This window comes from Cupriavidus ulmosensis, assembly GCF_977008105.1.
Map to the genome: position 1 here is coordinate 4,286,445 of NZ_CDRMWP010000001.1, position 16,547 is coordinate 4,302,991.

The following is a 16,547-nucleotide window of genomic DNA, read 5'->3' on the forward strand; positions in this document are numbered from 1 at the left end:
CTGCTGGTTCGAGCATCTGCCGTTACCGGTTTGGGCGGTCACGGCGTAGCACCGGCATGGTTTCGTGGTGGGCGTGGTGGATCCGGCGCGGGTGTGTTGGGTTGCTTTGAACCCGACTACCTCTCAAGTCGAAACCGTTCGGCACCGCGCTCGAACAGGAGCCACCGCGCCCACCACGAAACCAGTACCGCCCCTATGACGCACCCATCCGCCCCGGTCGCGGCAGCAGCCCGGAGGGCCTGGGCCTCCGCCATCATGCAGCGCCACCACGAATCGAACACCACCCGAAAGAACGTGGACGCAAAAGCTGGTAACGGCAGAATGCCAGCAGAACCGCAGGCCCCACCACGAAACCAATAACCCTCGTATCCCTGTTCGGCTCTGCCCCTGCCGGCCAGGCAGCCCGCTTTCTTTGCCTACTTTCTTTTCGGGGAAAAGAAAGTAGGTCGCTCCGGGGGAGCGAAAGCCTTTGACTTTGACTTTGACTTTGAAGTTGATTTTGACTTTAACTTTGACGTTAAGAAGTTGACTTTGAAGCCGCTTCTCAAGCCGAACCCAATCTTTAAAGAACCCTCCCCCAATAAACCAATAAAAAAAGCCCAACACCGCAAAAGTGTCAGGCTTCGCCAACATAATCACCCCGCCGCCACGCGGCAAGCCAACTCAACCCGCCGCGTCCACCACCCCCCCACGCCGCGCGGCGCGCCGCGCCAGCCACCCCAGCACCCTCGGAATCACCACCACCGCCACGGTCATCGCCAGGATGGTCGCCGAGATCGGCTGGGTCACGAAGATCGACCAGTCGCCCTGGCTGATCGACAGCGCGTTGCGCAATTGCTTCTCGGCGATGGGCCCCAGGATCATGCCGACGATCACCGGCGCGGTGGGGAAGTCGAAGCGCCGCATGGCCATGCCCAGCACGCCGATCACGAACAGCAGCAGCAGGTCGAACCACGACTGGCGGATGCCGTACGCGCCCAGCCCCGCGAAGATCAGGATGCCGCCGTACAGCAGCGGCGTGGGAATGCGCAGCATGCGCACCCACAGGCCGATGGCCGGCAGGTTCAGCACCAGCAGCATCACGTTGCCGATGTAGAGCGAGGCCAGCAGGCCCCACACCAGGTCGCCCGAGGTCTGGAACAGCATCGGGCCGGGCTGCAGGTTGTAGTTCTGGAACGCCGCCAGCAGGATCGCGGTGGTGTTCGAGGTGGGGATGCCCAGCGTCAGCAGCGGCGCCAGCGTGGCGGTGACGGCGGCGTTGTTGGCGGCCTCGGGGCCGGCCACGCCTTCGATCGCGCCGACCGTGCCGAACTCGTCCTTGTGCCTGGACAGCTTCTTCTCGGTGGCGTACGACAGGAAGGTCGGGATCTCCGCGCCGCCGGCCGGGATCAGGCCGAACGGGAAGCCGATGAGGGTGCCGCGGATCCACGCCGGCACCGAGCGCTTCCAGTCCGACCTGGTCATCATGACGCTGCTGAGCTTGTTGAAGCTGCCGTCGGGCTGCGGGAAGAAGGCGTTGAACAGCGCCTCGCCGACCGCGAACAGGCCGACCGCCACCACCACGATGTCGATGCCGTCGTAGAGCTCCTGCACGTCCATCGAGTAGCGCGTCTGGCCCGACAGCGAGTCCATGCCGATCAGGCCGATGCCCAGCCCCAGGAACAGGCTGGTCATGCCGCGCAGCAGCGACGAGCCCAGCACCGCGGACACCGTGGTGAAGGCCAGCAGCATGATCATGAAGTACTCGCCGGGGCCGAACTGCAGCGCCACGTCCGCCGCCACCGGCGCGAACATCGACAGCAGCACGGTGGCGATGGTGCCCGCCGCGAACGAGCCGATCGCCGCGGTGGCAAGCGCCGGGCCGGCGCGGCCGCTCTTGGCCATCAGGTTGCCTTCCATCGCCGTGACCATCGTCGACGATTCGCCCGGCGTGTTCATCAGGATGGAGGTGGTCGAGCCGCCGTACATGGCGCCGTAGTAGATGCCGGCGAACATGATCAGCGCGGCGGTCGGCTCCACCTTGGTGGTCAGCGGCAGCAGCATCGCCACCGTCAGCGCCGGGCCGATGCCGGGCAGCACGCCGATGGCGGTGCCGAGGAAGCAGCCCACCAGGGCCCACATCAGGTTGATCGGGGTGATGGCCACGGCGAAGCCGTGCATCAGCAGGTTGAGAGTGTCCATGAGTCAGCTCCGGTCAGAACCCGGCGACGGGCAGCAGCGGCAGGTTGATGCCGAGCAGGAATTCGAACAGCGCCCACATCGGCAGCGTGATGCACAGGCCGATGAAGCCGTCGCGCACAAAGCGCTTGCTGCCGTAGCCGCGCGCCACGCAGATCATCAGCAGCGTCGAGGCCAGCACGAAGCCGAGCGTGCCGATCAGCGCCATGTTGGCCACCAGCCCGGCGGCGACCCACAGGAAGCCGCGGAAGTTGTGCGGTGCCGAGGGCAGCTCCGCGTCTTCCTCGGGCATGTTGCGAAAGCCCCCGCGGATGCCCTGCCAGGTCAGCGCCGCGCCGCACACGGCCAGGCCGATGGCGACCAGCGTGGGCATGAAGCGCGGCGACAGCCCGGCATAACCTTCGTCGCCGGAGATGCCCGGCAGGCCGACGAAGAAGAACAGCGAGAGCAGCAATACGGCAATGCCGATCGCCAGGTGCGAGGGTTTCATCAAGGGCTCCTTCAGGCGGCGGCGCGCTGGCCGGCCGCGGTTTGTCGTCCCCGCGCGGCGGGGGCCCGGCGACTGATGGTCTGGTGCTGGCTATCGCAGGTGGTGGACACCGGGCCCCCGCCTGCCGCATGCGCACCAGGCGTCACGGTGCGCCGCAGGCGGGGCCGACAGGTGAAACGGCAAAGCGACACCGCGGCGGCGCCGTCATGCCGGCGCGCGCGCCGGCACGGAACTTACTTCGCCACGCCCAGCTCGCGCAGCGTGGTGCCCAGGCGCGCCGACTCGCCGTCCACGAACTTGCCGAACTCGTCGCCGGTCAGCAGGAACGGGGTCCAGTCGTTGCGGGTCAGCGCCTCTTTCCAGGTCGGCGTCTCGGTGGCCTTGACCACCGCGTCCACCAGCGCCTTGCGCTGCTCGGCGGTGATGCCGGGCGCGCCATACACGCCGCGCCAGTTGTAGATCTCCACGTTCACGCCCTGCTCCTTGAGCGTGGGGATGTCGGCGGTGCGTTCCTTCGACGTCACCGCCAGCGCGCGCATCTTGCCGCTCTTGATGAAGGGCAGGAACTCGGACACGCCGGCGATGCCAACGGTCACGTGGCCGCCCAGGATCGAGGCCGACGCTTCGCCGCCGCCCTGGAACGGCACGTAGTTGACCTTCTTCGGATCCACGCCGATGTCCTTGGCGATCAGGCCGGCCAGGATGTGGTCGATCGAACCCTTGGAGCCGCCGCCCCAGCTCACGCTGCCCGGGTTGGCCTTGAGCTGCGTGGTCAGGTCCTTGACCGACTTCAGCGGCGAGTTGGCCGGCACCGTGATGACCATCGTGTCCGCGTACAGGCGCGCTACCGGCGTGGCGTTCTTGAGCGTGACCGGCGGCTTGTTGGTCTCGATCGCGCCCACCATCACCGCGCCGGTGACGATCAGCGCGTTGGGGTTGCCCTTGTCGGTGTTGACGAACTGCGTCAGGCCGATGACGCCGCCCGCGCCGCCCTTGTTGTCGTACGCGGCGGTCTTGGCCACGCCGGCGGCCACCAGCGCGGCGCCCAGCGAGCGGCCGGTCTGGTCGTAGCCGCCGCCCGGGTTGGCGCCGATCATGAACTTGACGTTGTCGAGCGCGAACGCGGGCGCGGCGGCCACGGTGGCGGCCAGCGCGGCCGAAGCCATGACGGCGTGGGCGAAGCGGTGAATCGAGCGGCGCATATCGGTCTCCTGCTTGTCTTGAAGGTTGCCGGCGGCCGGGCATGGCATGCGGTGCCTGGCGCGGTCCGGACCGGGGCGCCCGGCTGGTGTGGCGCTGGCGCGGGGCAGGAAGACACCCCCGGCACGCCGGGGGGCGAAGGGCTCGTCTCCTGTCCGCCGCTGCGCGTGCATGGCCGGACTTGTTCTTTGAGTTCTTTCCGTGCGGTGGATTGCGCGGATCTGGCTCTTATGAGCCATTGGGGGGGATTCTAGGTGGGGGAAACTGTCAAAAGGCTGTCAATTTGACAGGGAAAGGGGTGGGGTTTACGTGGGGGTGAATGTGTGGACATTTGGGGGCTGGGGGTGTTTTCTGGGTTTTTTTAATGGTGGGGCGTTGGCTTTGGAGGGTTAAATTTAGAGTCTTTAAAATGCTAAAGTCGACTTCAAGGTCAAAGGCTTCAACTTCAACTTCAACTTCAACTTCAACTTCAACTTCAACTTCAACTTCAACTTCAACTTCAAAGTCAAAGTCAAAGTCAAAGTCAAAGTCAACATCAAAGTCAAAGGCTTTCGCTCCCCCGGAGCGACCTACTTTCTTTTCCCCGAAAAGAAAGTAGGCAAAGAAAGCGGGCTGCCTAGCCGGCAGGGGCAGAAACGTTGGGATTTCTAGTGTTGCTGGTTTCGTGGTGGTGGCGGTGGTTCTGCTGGGATTCTGCCGGTACCGGTTTTGGCGGCCACTGTCTCTCGGGTGGTGTTCGATTCGTGGTGGCACTGCATGATGGCGGTGGCCCAGGCCCTTCGGGCTGCTGCCGCGACCGGGGCAAATGCATACGGCATAGGAACGGTGCTGGTTTCGTGGTGGGCGTGGTGGCCCCCATTCGATCTCAGTGCCAAATGGTTTTGACTTGAGAGGCAATCCGGTTCCAGCAACCCCGCACACCCGCGTGGGGTCCACTGCGCCCACCACGAAACCAGTGCCGGTGCTACGCCGTGACCGCCAGCACCGGTAACGGCAGATGCGCGAACCAGCAGTGCGCCGGCCATCATAGGTCTGACCCCGCAACCCATACCGCCAGCCAGATCGTGGCCAGCCGAACCGGTAACGGCAGGATGCCAGCAGAACTACAGGCCCCACGACGAAACCACCAACAACAAGAAACCCCAACGTTTCTGCCCCTGCCGGCCAGGCAGCCCGCTTTCTTTGCCTACTTTCTTTTCGGGGAAAAGAAAGTAGGTCGCTCCGGGGGAGCGAAAGCCTTTGACTTTGATGTTGACTTTGACGTTAAGTCTTTGACTTTGAAGTTAAGCCTTTGATTTTGATTCTAGTCTTTCAAAGACTTCGACTCCAATCCTTCCCCCCTCCCCCACCGGCAACCCCAACACCGCCCGGACCCCCCGTCCCTGCGTGCCCTCGCCCAGTTCCACCGTGCCGCCGAAGCGCGCCGCCATCTCGCGCGAGATGGCCAGCCCGAGGCCGGAGCCGGGTTCGGTGTTGCCCACGCGCCGGTAGAAGCGCGCGAACACCTTCTCGCGTTCTTCGGCGGGAATGCCGGGCCCGTCGTCCTCGACGACAAGGCGGGCAACGTCGCCGGCGCGCGCCGCGGACAGCGTGATCCGGCTGCCGCGCGGTGAATACTGGATGGCGTTGTGAACCAGGTTGGCGAACGCCTCGCGCAGCAGCGCGGCGTCGGCGCGCACCGGCAGCGCCAGCCCGGCGGGGCGTTCCCAGCCGAAGTCCTGCTGCTTGCCGCGCGCCAGCGGCAGGTAGTCCAGCGCGACCTGTTCGGCCACCGCCACGGCGTCGGTCAGCGGCGGCGGCTCGGCGTCGCCGGGGCTGTCGCTGCCCGGATGCTGGCGCACGCGCGCCAGCGCCAGCAGCTGGCTGGTGAGGCGCGCGGCCTGCTCCAGCTGGGTGACGATGCCGCCCACGGCCTCGCGCGCGGCCTGCGGCGCGTGGGCCGGATCGGCGCCGGCGCCCAACTGGCGCTGGGCGAACTCGGCCTGGGTCTTGAGGATGGCCAGGGGCGTGCGCAACTGGTGCGCGGCGTCGGCGATGAACTGCGCCTGCGCCTGCGCCATCGCGCTGGAGCGCGACACGTGCAGGTTGACCGCGTCCACCAGCGGGCGCACTTCGAGCGGCACGTGGTCGAAGGCCAGCGGCGTGAGGTCTTCGGCCCGGCGCGCCTGCACGTCGTCGCGCACGCGCGCGAGCGGGCGCAGCACATAGGTGATGCCGGCCACCAGCACGCCCGCGCTGACCAGGATCAGCAGCACGTCGCGCGCCAGCGCGCCGCGCCACACGGTGGCGATCAGGTCCAGGCGCGGCTCGGCGCTCTCGGCCACCTGCACGATCACGCGCATGTTGGCGTTGGGCCGGTAGACCGGGTGCGCCAGCGCGGCGATGCGCACCGGGTCGCCGCGGTAGTCGGCGTCGTAGAAGCGCGGCTGGTTGCTGGCCAGCGCGCCGGCTGGCAGCGGCAGGTCGTCGTAGCCGGTGACGGTCTCGACCTGGCCGTTGCGCTCGAGCGAGACGCGGTAGAACACGTGGGTCTGGGTGGCGGTCTCGAACATTTCCATCGCCGCGTCGGGCAGCGCGATCTGCACGCTCTCGCCGGCCATGCCGATGGCGTTGTCGATGGCGCGCACCGAGCCGTACAGCGAGCGGTCGTAGGCGGCGTTGGCGGCGTCGCGCAGCGTGCCGTAGGTCAGCCAGGTGTCGAGCGCCATCATCGCCGCCAGCGCCGGCACCAGCAGGACCAGCAACTGGCGGCGCAGGCTGCCCTGCAGCCAGCGCCGCAGCCAGTGCCGGGGCAGGCGGTGCAGCATCAGGCCGGCCCTTCCGGTTCCAGCAGGTAGCCGAAGCCGCGCAGCGTGACGATGGTCACGCCGTGGCCGGAGAGTTTCTTGCGCAGGCGGTAGACCAGCACTTCGATGGCATCGGGGCTGACGTCGGCGTCGAGCGAGAACACCTTGTCGAGCAGCTGCGCCTTGGTCAGCGGCTGGCCGCTCCTGGCCAGCAGCGCGCCCAGCAGCGTGGACTCGCGCGGGGTGAGCGCCAGCGGCGCGCCGCCGAGCGTGAAGCTGCGGGTCTCGCCGTCGAACACCAGCGAGCCGCATTGCAGGCGCGGATGGGCGCGCCCGCGGCTGCGCCGGATCAGCGCCAGGATGCGCGCCTCCAGCTCGGCGATGGCGAACGGCTTGGGCAGGTAGTCGTCGGCGCCGAGGTTGAGGCCGCGCACGCGCTCGTCGAGCGTGTCCTGCGCGGTCAGGATCAGCACCGGGGTGCGGTCGTCGCGCCCGCGCATGGACTTGAGCACGGACAGGCCGTCCTTGCCGGGCAGGCGCAGGTCCAGCACCACCGCGTCGTATTCCTCGGCGATCAGCCGCGCCTCGGCCTGCAGGCCGTCGGCCACGTGCTCGATCACGAAGCCGCCCTGCTCCAGCGCGCGCGCCACCCAGCGCGCCAGCTCGATTTCGTCTTCCACCAGCAACAGGCGCACGCCGGTCCTCCCATGCTCGATAAGCGTCCGTTGTTCACAATGCGGCACAGCGGCCGCCGCGGGGGACTGGCCGCGGGCGCCTATAATACCTCCGCCCCGGGCCGGGCGCGGCGTGCGCGCCAGGGCCCTGCCAGGCAGCGATGTCAGCCACGATGGTTCCAGCCTTGCGCAAGTTGCCCCCCGCCCACGCCCTCTCTTCCGCCCCGGCCGGCCCGTCCGCGCCGGGCGCCGCCGCGCCGCCGAGCCGGCGCCGCCGCCGCGTGCTGGCCGGCGCCGCGGCGCTGGGCGCGGCGTGGAGCGCGGGCCTGAGCGCGCCGCTGCGCGCGCAGTCCGCGCCGCCGGTGCCGCCTGGTTATCCACAGAGCTATGCCGAGATCATCGCGCGCGCGCTGCGCGAAGGCGCGGTCAACGTGCACGCCTCCACCGACGCCGACATCGCCCAGCCGCTGGTGAGCGCCTTCGAGGCGCGCTACCCAGGCATCAGGGTGCGCTACCGCGAGCTCAACACGGTGGAGCTCAACGACGGCTTCCTGGCCGAAGGCGCGCGCCTGGCCGCCGGCGAGCCGCCCGGCGCCGAGACCGCCGACGTGCTGTGGAGCACGGCGATGGACCTGCAGATCAAGCTCGTCAACGACGGCCACGCGCTGCGCTACGCCTCGCCCGAGCGCGCCGGGCTGCCGGCCTGGGCGGCGTGGCGCGACGAGGCCTGGGGCACCACCTTCGAGCCGGCCGTGATCGTCTACAACCGGCGCCATTTCGCCGGCATGCAGACGCCGCGCAGCCGCACCGGGCTGGCGCGGCTGCTGCAGGAGAACACGCCGCGCTGGCGCCAGCGCGTGGTGACCTACGACGTGGAGAAATCGGGCGTGGGCTACCTGCTGGCGCAGCAGGACGCGCGCATGGGCGACGAGTTCTGGTACCTGGCGCAGGCGCTCGGGCGCTGCGGCGTGCAGTTGTCGGCCTCCACCGCGAACATGATCGAGCGCATCGCCTCGGGCGAGTTCGTGATGGGCTACAACCTGCTGGGTTCGTATGCGCTGTCGCTGATGGAGCGCGGCGCGGAGATCGACGTGATCGCCCCGCGCGACTACACGCTGGTGATGTCGCGCGTGGCCTTCATCGCGCGCCGCGCGGCGCATCCCAACGCGGCGCGGCTGTGGCTGGACTTCCTGCTGTCGCGCGCGGGCCAGACCGTGCTGGGGCAGAGCGCCTCGCAGCTCTACACCATCCGCACCGACACCGACAGCGTGCACACCGCGGCGGCGCTGGCCGAGCGGCTGGGCTACGCGCTCAAGCCGATCAGCGTGGGCCCCGGCCTGCTGGCGGCGCAGGACACGCTGCGCAAGCGCGCCTTCTTCGCGCGCTGGCGCGACGCCACGCGCGGCTGACGGAACGGGTGGCTGGGCGGGGGCTGCCTCAGCCGGCCTTCGTGCCGCGCGCAGGCCTGGCGGTGGCTTTCGGCGTGGTTTCCGGGGCTGTCTTCGCTGCCGTTTTCGAGGCGGCCTTCCGGGCCGGCTTCGGTGCCGCCTTCGGCGCAGCTTTCGACGCGGCCTGCTCCGCCTCCTTGGCTTCCTTGGCCTGGGCTTCCTGGCACATCGAATCGATTTCCTCGTTCAGCGCGGCCACCGGCGGCGCCACGTAGCCCTTGCGCAGGGCCGGCGACAGCCGCAGCGTGTCGATGAAGGCATCCGACACGCGCGCGGCGTTGGTCTCCAGGTCGAAGTCCTCCGGCGCGAACAGCCAGTGCGACAGCATGCCGCCGATGGAGGCGTGGAAGACATTGACGGCGAGGTCGAGGTCGAGGTCAGCCGGCAGCTGGCCGCGGTCCACCGCCAGGCGCAGGTGGTCGCGCATCTTCACCGTGCCTTCCTGGTGCGACTGGCGCTGGCGCTGGAAGATGGCGCCGTTCTCCTCGACCATCTCGCACTTGTGGAAGACGATCTCGAACACGCGCCGCCATTGCGGGTTTTCCACGGTCTGGCGCAGCGCGAACGCGCAGATGTCGCGGATGCTGCCGAGCGGGTCTTCCTTGCTGGCGATGCGCTCGGGCTCGCACAGCGCCTCGAGCGGCAGGTGCACGCGGTCCGACATGGCGGCGAACACGTCGCTTTTGTTCTTGAAGTGCCAGTAGATGGCGCCGCGGGTCACGCCGGCGGCCTCGGCGATGTCGGCAAGCGACGGGCGTGCCACGCCGCGGGCGTGGAACACGGCTTCCGCCGCGTCGAGAATGCGGTGGCGCGTTTCTAGCGCCTCTTCCTTGGTGCGTCTGGCCATGATGTTCTCGGCTGCCGGCCAGGTCTGGCCGGTCTGTTATCTCTCCCGGGTGCAGTCGACGGCGCCGCCGGGCACGGGCATGCGCTAGCGCGCGCGGCCTTCGCCGGGCCGCTGATATATGGGGCAATTATCGCCGCATTGCAACAGACACTTACATACATGCGCGAATGTATCTATAATACGCGTTCGCCTGACGTTCAGCCAGCCCGGGCGGGCTGAAGCGGCGCCGCGATTTCCGCGCCCGTCCTGCCGTGGCGGGCGGTTTTCCGCGGCGTCCCGCCGGCGTGCCGTGGCCCGGTTTTTCCATTTGTCACACGCGTAGCGCCAGCGCGCCCGTAAGTGACCAGCAGCACTCTTTATGCCCGCCGCCGGCCTTTGCCGGCCGGCGGGCCGCGCCGTATCCGCGCACGCTGCCGGAAGCGCATGCGGCCGATCTCAAATTGCCATCATGGGGTTATCGATGAGGAAGTCCCAACGTATTACCTGCGTTGCCGCTGCCGTTTTGTCGGCGCTGGCGCTCACCGCCTGTGGCGACAAGCAGCCGCAGGGCGGCGCCATGCCGCCGCCCGAAGTGGGCGTCGTCACCGTGACGCCGACCACGGTGTCGGTCATCAATGAACTGCCGGGCCGCCTCGAAGGCGTGCGCACCGCCGAGGTGCGCGCGCGCGTGGCCGGCATCGTGCTGTCGCGCAACTACCGCGAAGGCGGCGAGGTCAAGGCCGGCCAGCTGCTGTTCAAGATCGACCCGGCGCCGTACCAGGCCCAGCTCGAATCGGCCAGGGCGAGCCTGGCGCGCGCCGAGGCCAATGCCGTGGCCGCGCGCCAGAAGGCCGAGCGCTACAAGCCGCTGGTGGCCGTGAACGCGGTCAGCAAGCAGGAGTACGACGAAGCCGTGGCCGCCGCCGGCCAGGCCGCCGCCGACATCGCCTCGGCCAAGGCCGCCGTCACCACCGCGCAGATCAACCTCGGCTACACCGCCGTGACCGCGCCGATCGGCGGCCGCGTGGGCCGCGCGCTGGTGACGGAAGGCGCGCTGGTCGGCAGCGGCGAGGCCACCAAGCTGGCCACGGTCGAGCAGGTCGACCCGATCTGGGTCACGTTCACCCAGCCCGCCAGCGAAGTGATGAAGCTGCAGCGCGCCATCGGCAGCGGCCAGGTCAAGGGCGTGGACGGCGGCGCGCGCGTGCACCTGTTCATCGAGGACGGCCGCGAGTACGAGCAGACCGGCAAGCTGCTGTTCTCCGACATGACGGTCGACCCGACCACGGGCGCCATCACGCTGCGCGCGCAGTTCGCCAATCCCCGCCGCGAGCTGCTCTCGGGCACCTTCGTGCGCGTGAAGATCGAGCAGGGCGTGGACGAGAACGCGCTGACCGTGCCGCAGCGCGCGCTGGTGCGCACGGCGCAGGGCGCCTCGGTGCTGGTGGTGGGCGGCGACGGCAAGGTGGCCTCGCTGCCGGTCACGGCGCCCCAGGCGGTCGGCGAGAACTGGATCGTCACCGCAGGCCTCAAGGGCGGCGAGAAGGTGATCGTCGAGGGCCTGCAGAAGGTCAAGGTGGGCGCGCCCGCCAAGGCCGTGCCGTTCGCGGCGCCCGCTGCCGCGCCTGTTGCCGCCCCCGCCGCCGCGCCTGTCACCGCCGCTTCCGAACCGGCCGCGCAGCCGGCCAGCGCGGGCGCCTCGGCGCCGGCGGCGGTCGCCGCGGAGGCGGACGGCAAGGCGGCCGGCAAGGCAGACAAGCAGGCCGGCGCCAAGCAAGGCTAATCACAGCGCAATACCAAGGGAGCCAGTTCTATGGCCAAGTTTTTCATCGACCGGCCGGTGTTCGCGTGGGTTGTCGCGCTGATCATCGTGCTGGCAGGGGTGCTGTCGATCCTGCAGTTGCCGATCGCCCAGTATCCCAACATCGCACCGCCGACGATCTCGGTCACGGCGACCTACCCGGGCGCATCCGCCAGGACGCTCGAAGACTCGGTCACGTCGGTGATCGAGCAGGAGCTCAACGGCGCGCCGGGGCTGCTGTACTACCAGTCCACCAGTGAAGCCACCGGCCTGGCGACGATCACCATCGCCTTCGATCCGAGCTCCAACGTCGACCTCGACTCGGTCGAGGTGCAGAACCGCCTCAAGCGCGTGGAAGCGCGCCTGCCGGCCGAGGTGCGCCAGCAGGGCGTGCGCGTGGACAAGGCCGGGAACAACTACATGATGTTCCTGACGGTCTCGTCCAAGTCGGGTCGGGCCGATGCCATCGAGCTCGGCAACTACGTCTCGGCCAGCGTGATCGACTCGATCCGCCGCGTGCCCGGCGTGGGCCAGGCCGACCTGTTCGGCACCGAGTACGCCATGCGCATCTGGGTGGACCCGTCCAAGCTGACGGGCTTCAACCTGACGCCGCAGGACGTCACCGCGGCCATCGCCGAGCAGAACGTGCAGGTCGCCGTGGGCGAGCTGGGCGGCGCGCCGTCGCCCAAGGGCACCGAGCTCAACGCCACCGTCACCACCGAAAGCCGCCTCACCACGCCGGAGCAGTTCGCCAACATCCTGCTGCGCGTGAACCCGGACGGCTCCTCGGTGCGCATCAAGGACGTCGGCCGCGTCGAGCTCGGCGGCGCCGACTACTCCACGCTGGCGCGCACCAACGGCAAGCCGGCCGCGGCCATCGCCATCAAGCTCGCGCCGACCGGCAACGCGCTCGCCACCGCCACCGCGGTGCGCGCCAAGATGGAGGAGCTGTCCAAGTTCTTCCCGGGCGACTATGCGTACAGCGTGCCTTACGACACCTCCGCCTTCGTCCAGATCTCGATCGAGGAAGTGATCAAGACCCTGCTCGAAGCCGTGGTGCTGGTGTTCCTGGTGATGTACCTGTTCCTGCAGAACTTCCGCGCCACGCTGATTCCCACGTTGGTGGTGCCGGTGGCGCTGATGGGCACCTTCGGCATGCTGCTGGCGTTCGGCTTCTCCATCAACGTGCTGACCATGTTCGGCATGGTGCTGGCGATCGGCATCCTGGTCGACGATGCCATCGTGGTGGTGGAGAACGTCGAGCGCATCATGAGCGAGGAAGGCCTCTCGCCGCGCCAGGCCACGCGCAAGGCGATGGGCCAGATCACCGGCGCCATCGTCGGCATCACGCTGGTGCTGACCGCGGTGTTCATCCCGATGGCGTTCTTCTCCGGCTCGGTGGGCAACATCTACCGCCAGTTCTCGCTGTCGCTGATCTCGTCGATGGCGTTCTCGGCGCTGCTGGCGCTGACGCTCACCCCGGCGCTGTGCGCGACGCTGCTCAAGCCGGTGGAAGCCGGCCATCACCACGAGAAGCGCGGCTTCTTCGGCTGGTTCAACCGCGGCTTCGCGCGCGCGGCCACCGGCTACCAGGGCGTGGTCGCGCGCATCCTCGGGCGCGCCGGGCGCTACCTGGTCATCTACGCGGTCATCCTGGCCGGCGTGGTGGTGCTGTACATGCGCCTGCCCTCCTCCTTCCTGCCCGACGAAGACCAGGGCTACATGATCACCGTGGTGCAGTTGCCCAACGGCGCCACCCAGGAGCGCACCCTGGGCGTGCTCAAGCAGATCGAGGACTACTACCTGCAGAAGGAAAGCAAGGTGGTGGACCAGATGATCACGGTGGCGGGCTTCTCGTTCTTCGGCCGCGGCCAGAACGGCGGCATCGCGTTCGTCAAGCTCAAGGACTGGAAGGAGCGCACCGGCGCGGACGAGACCGCGCAGGCGCTGGTGGGCCGCGCGTTCGGCACGCTGTCGTTCATCAAGGACGCCATCATCTTCCCGCTCAACCCGCCGGCGATCTCCGAGCTGGGCAATTCCTCGGGCTTCGACTTCCGCCTGCAGGACCGCACCGGCCAGGGCCACGCCAAGCTGATGGAAGCGCGCAACATGATGCTCGGCATGGCCGCGCAGAATCCGGCGCTGGCCGGCGTGCGCCCCGAAGGCCAGGAAGACGCGCCGCAGCTGCAGATCGACATCGACCGCGAGAAGGCGCGCGCGCAGGGGGTCTCGGTGGCGGACATCAACGCCACGCTGGCCATTGCGTTCGGCTCGTCCTACGTCAACGACTTCATCTACGAAGGCCGCGTGCGCAAGGTGATCGCGCAGGCCGAGGGCAGCGACCGCAAGCTGCCCGACGACCTGAGCAAGCTGCGCGTGAAGAATAAGAACGGCGACATGGTCGCGTTCGCCTCGTTCTCCACCTCGCAGTGGATCATGGGCTCGCCGCGCCTGGAGCGCTACAACGGCCTGCCGGCGGTGAAGATCGCCGGCCAGGCGGCGCCGGGCCACAGCACCGGCGAGGCGATGAAGATCATGGAGGACAACTTCGCCAAGCTGCCGCCGGGCCTCGGCTTCGAATGGTCCGGCCAGTCCTATGAAGAGCGCCTGGCCGGCTCGCAGGAGCCGATGCTGTACACGCTGTCGCTGATCATCGTGTTCCTGTGCCTGGCCGCGCTGTACGAAAGCTGGTCGATCCCGGTCTCGGTGCTGCTGGTGGTGCCGCTCGGCGTGCTCGGCGCGCTGCTCGGCGTGACGCTGCGCGGCATGCCCAACGACGTGTACTTCAAGGTGGGCCTGATCGCCACCATCGGCCTGTCGGCCAAGAACGCCATCCTGATCGTGGAGTTCGCCAAGGACCTGCAGGCGCAGGGCCGCGGCGTGATCGAGGCCACGCTGGAAGCGGTGCACCTGCGTTTCCGCCCGATCCTGATGACGTCGATGGCCTTCATCCTGGGCGTGCTGCCGCTGGCGATCGCCACCGGCGCGGGCTCGGGCGGCCAGCGCGCGATCGGCACCGGCGTGATCGGTGGCATGATCACGGCCACGGTGCTGGCGATCTTCATGGTGCCGGTGTTCTTCGTGGTGATCCGCAGCCGCTTCAAGGGCCGCGCGCCCGAGCAGGACCTGGACCAGGACCCGAAGCAGGATCAGAAGTGGCTCGAACCCAAACAGGAACTCTGACCATGACCAAGACACTGACCACGCTGTTGCTGGTGGCGGGCGTCCTCTCGGGCTGCACGCTGGCGCCGACGTACGAGCGCCCCGCGCCGCCGGTGGCCACGCAGTACCCGGCCGCGCCCGACGGCTACGCCGCGGCCGAGGTGAAGACCGGCGAGACCCGCCGCGCGGCCGACATCGGCTGGCGCGAGTTCTTCCGCGACCCGCGCCTGCAGGCGCTGATCGCGGCCTCGCTCGAGAACAACCGCGACTTGCGCACCGCCGTGCTGCGCATCGAGGAAGCGCGCGCGCAGTACCAGGTGCAGCGCGCCGACCTGCTGCCCACGGTGAACGCCACCGGCGGCTACACGCGCCAGCGCATCTCGGGCGCGCAGTTCGGCTCCAGCCAGGCCGGCACCTCGGTCTCCGAGTACTACCAGGCCGGCGCCGGCATCACATCGTTCGAGCTCGACCTATTCGGCCGCGTGCGCAGCCTCTCCAACGCGGCGCTGGCGCAGTACTTCTCCACCGAGGAGGCGCGCCGCGCGGCGCAGATCTCGCTGGTCTCGGAAGTGGCCAAGGCCTACCTGTCCGAGCGTTCCTTCGCCGAGCAGTACGAGCTGGCGCAGAACACGCTGCGCACGCGCGAGTCCACGCTGGACCTGGCGCGCCAGCGCTTCGACGCCGGCGCCACCTCGGCGCTGGACCTGCGCGACAACGAATCGCTGGTGGCGCAGGCGCGCGTCTCGGCCGCGCAGCTGGCGCGCCAGCGCGCGCAGGCGCAGAACGCGCTCGAAGTGCTGGTGGGCAAGCCGCTCGGCGGCATCGCGGACCTGCCCGAGGCAATGCGCCTGTCGGACGAGCGCATCATCAGCGACATCCCGGCCGGGCTGCCGTCGGACCTGCTCGAGCAGCGCCCCGACATCCGCCAGGCCGAGCAGCAGTTGCTGTCGGCCAACGCCAACATCGGCGCCGCGCGCGCGGCCTTCTTCCCGCGCATCACGCTCACCGCCAACGCCGGCGCGATCAGCCCGACCTTCTCGAGCCTGTTCGATTCCGGCACCGGCGTGTGGTCGTTCGCGCCGCAACTGACGCTGCCGATCTTCGACTACGGCCGCAACCTGTCCAACCTGGACCTGGCCAACGTGCGCAAGAACATCCAGGTCGCCAGCTACGAGAAGACCATCCAGACGGCCTTCAGCGAAGTGGCGGACGCACTGGTGGCGCGCGGCACGCTCGAAGAACAGGTGCACGGCCAGGAACAGGTGCGCGACGCCGAGCAGGCACGCTTCGAACTGTCCACGGTGCGCTTTCGCAGCGGCGTGGCCAACCAGCTCGACCAGCTCGACGCGCAACGCCAGCTGTTCACCGCCGAACAGGCACTGATCCAGGCGCGCCAACTGCGCCTGAACAACGCCATCGACCTGTACCGCTCGCTCGGCGGCGGCCTGGCGGAAGCCGGCCCCGTGGCGTCAGCCGACAGCATCAAGCCGGCGGTGACCGCGCAGTAAGGCGGCCACAGATAGCTGGAGGTTTGCTCCCCTCTCCCATGAAATGGGAGAGGGGCCGGGGGAGAAGGCAGGCGCCAGCGAATGGCGAAAGCGATCACTTCGTGGACACGCCGGCCCTCTCCCCCGCCCCTCTCCCGCAAGCGGGAGAGGGGAGAAAACAATCGATACGCTGGCCTGGCAGGCAAAAAAAAGCGAAGCGCAGATGCGCTTCGCTTTTTTTATGGAACAAGGGCAAAGAGAAAGAAAAACGAGAAAGAGAAAGAAAAACAAACGGGAGCCACCGAGCCCACCACGAAACCAGCGTCGCTCCCATGACGCGCCCATCCGCCCCGGTCGCGGCAGCAGCCCGAACCACCTGTGCCACCGCCATCAAGCAGCGCCACCACGAATCCAATGCCGCCAGCGACGTCGCAGGCAAGCAACCCGGTAGCGTCAGCAGCCTCATCGAAGCCAACGCCCGCACCACGAAACCAC

The 16,547-nt window shown here is 68.5% G+C and carries 10 protein-coding genes and 1 pseudogene; 4 read left to right on the plus strand and 7 right to left on the minus strand.

Annotated elements, in window-relative coordinates; translation table 11 throughout:
• Positions 1 to 663 precede the first annotated feature (663 nt).
• The 6 genes from ACWTPI_RS19755 to ACWTPI_RS19780 form a co-directional block, all read right to left on the minus strand.
• Positions 664 to 2,181 (minus strand): tripartite tricarboxylate transporter permease, encoded by a 1,518-nt coding sequence (locus ACWTPI_RS19755; protein ID WP_059410952.1) that lies wholly within the window; start codon positions 2,179 to 2,181, stop codon positions 664 to 666.
• Between the two features lie 13 nt (positions 2,182 to 2,194).
• On the minus strand, positions 2,195 to 2,668 hold the full coding sequence (locus ACWTPI_RS19760; protein WP_020207074.1) for a tripartite tricarboxylate transporter TctB family protein: 474 nt from the start codon (positions 2,666 to 2,668) through the stop codon (positions 2,195 to 2,197).
• A 233-nt stretch (positions 2,669 to 2,901) separates the two neighbouring features.
• On the minus strand, positions 2,902 to 3,870 hold the full coding sequence (locus ACWTPI_RS19765; RefSeq protein WP_020424049.1) for a Bug family tripartite tricarboxylate transporter substrate binding protein: 969 nt from the start codon (positions 3,868 to 3,870) through the stop codon (positions 2,902 to 2,904).
• Between the two features lie 265 nt (positions 3,871 to 4,135).
• Positions 4,136 to 4,765 carry a hypothetical protein gene (locus tag ACWTPI_RS19770; protein ID WP_454732407.1) on the minus strand — a complete coding sequence of 210 codons (630 nt, stop codon included), beginning with the start codon at positions 4,763 to 4,765 and terminating at the stop codon, positions 4,136 to 4,138.
• Positions 4,766 to 5,151: 386 nt separating this feature from the next.
• On the minus strand, positions 5,152 to 6,675 hold the full coding sequence (locus ACWTPI_RS19775) for a sensor histidine kinase (RefSeq protein WP_454732408.1): 1,524 nt from the start codon (positions 6,673 to 6,675) through the stop codon (positions 5,152 to 5,154).
• Positions 6,675 to 7,349, minus strand: a complete 675-nt coding sequence (locus ACWTPI_RS19780) for a response regulator (RefSeq protein WP_029044414.1) — start codon at positions 7,347 to 7,349, stop codon at positions 6,675 to 6,677. The genes ACWTPI_RS19775 and ACWTPI_RS19780 overlap by 1 nt, the downstream gene beginning before the upstream one ends.
• Before the next feature lie 281 nt (positions 7,350 to 7,630).
• On the opposite strand from ACWTPI_RS19780, the gene ACWTPI_RS19785 reads away from it, so the two are divergent.
• Positions 7,631 to 8,737: an ABC transporter substrate-binding protein gene (locus ACWTPI_RS19785; RefSeq protein WP_059410973.1), complete on the plus strand. Its 1,107-nt coding sequence runs from the start codon at positions 7,631 to 7,633 to the stop codon at positions 8,735 to 8,737.
• 193 nt (positions 8,738 to 8,930) lie between these two features.
• On the opposite strand, the pseudogene ACWTPI_RS19790 reads toward ACWTPI_RS19785, so the two are convergent.
• Positions 8,931 to 9,623 (minus strand): annotated as a pseudogene (locus ACWTPI_RS19790) (TetR family transcriptional regulator); the annotation flags it as partial.
• A gap of 460 nt (positions 9,624 to 10,083) precedes the next feature.
• Between ACWTPI_RS19790 and ACWTPI_RS19795 the strand changes: the two are divergent.
• From ACWTPI_RS19795 to ACWTPI_RS19805, 3 genes are read left to right on the plus strand one after another with little or no spacing between them, the layout of a single operon-like run.
• The gene (locus tag ACWTPI_RS19795) at positions 10,084 to 11,385 is read left to right on the plus strand and encodes an efflux RND transporter periplasmic adaptor subunit (protein ID WP_029044413.1); all 1,302 of its coding nucleotides are present in this window, start codon (positions 10,084 to 10,086) and stop codon (positions 11,383 to 11,385) included.
• A gap of 30 nt (positions 11,386 to 11,415) precedes the next feature.
• On the plus strand, positions 11,416 to 14,586 hold the full coding sequence (locus ACWTPI_RS19800; protein WP_020206804.1) for an efflux RND transporter permease subunit: 3,171 nt from the start codon (positions 11,416 to 11,418) through the stop codon (positions 14,584 to 14,586).
• A 2-nt stretch (positions 14,587 to 14,588) separates the two neighbouring features.
• On the plus strand, positions 14,589 to 16,073 hold the full coding sequence (locus tag ACWTPI_RS19805) for an efflux transporter outer membrane subunit (protein WP_454732409.1): 1,485 nt from the start codon (positions 14,589 to 14,591) through the stop codon (positions 16,071 to 16,073).
• Positions 16,074 to 16,547 lie beyond the last annotated feature (474 nt).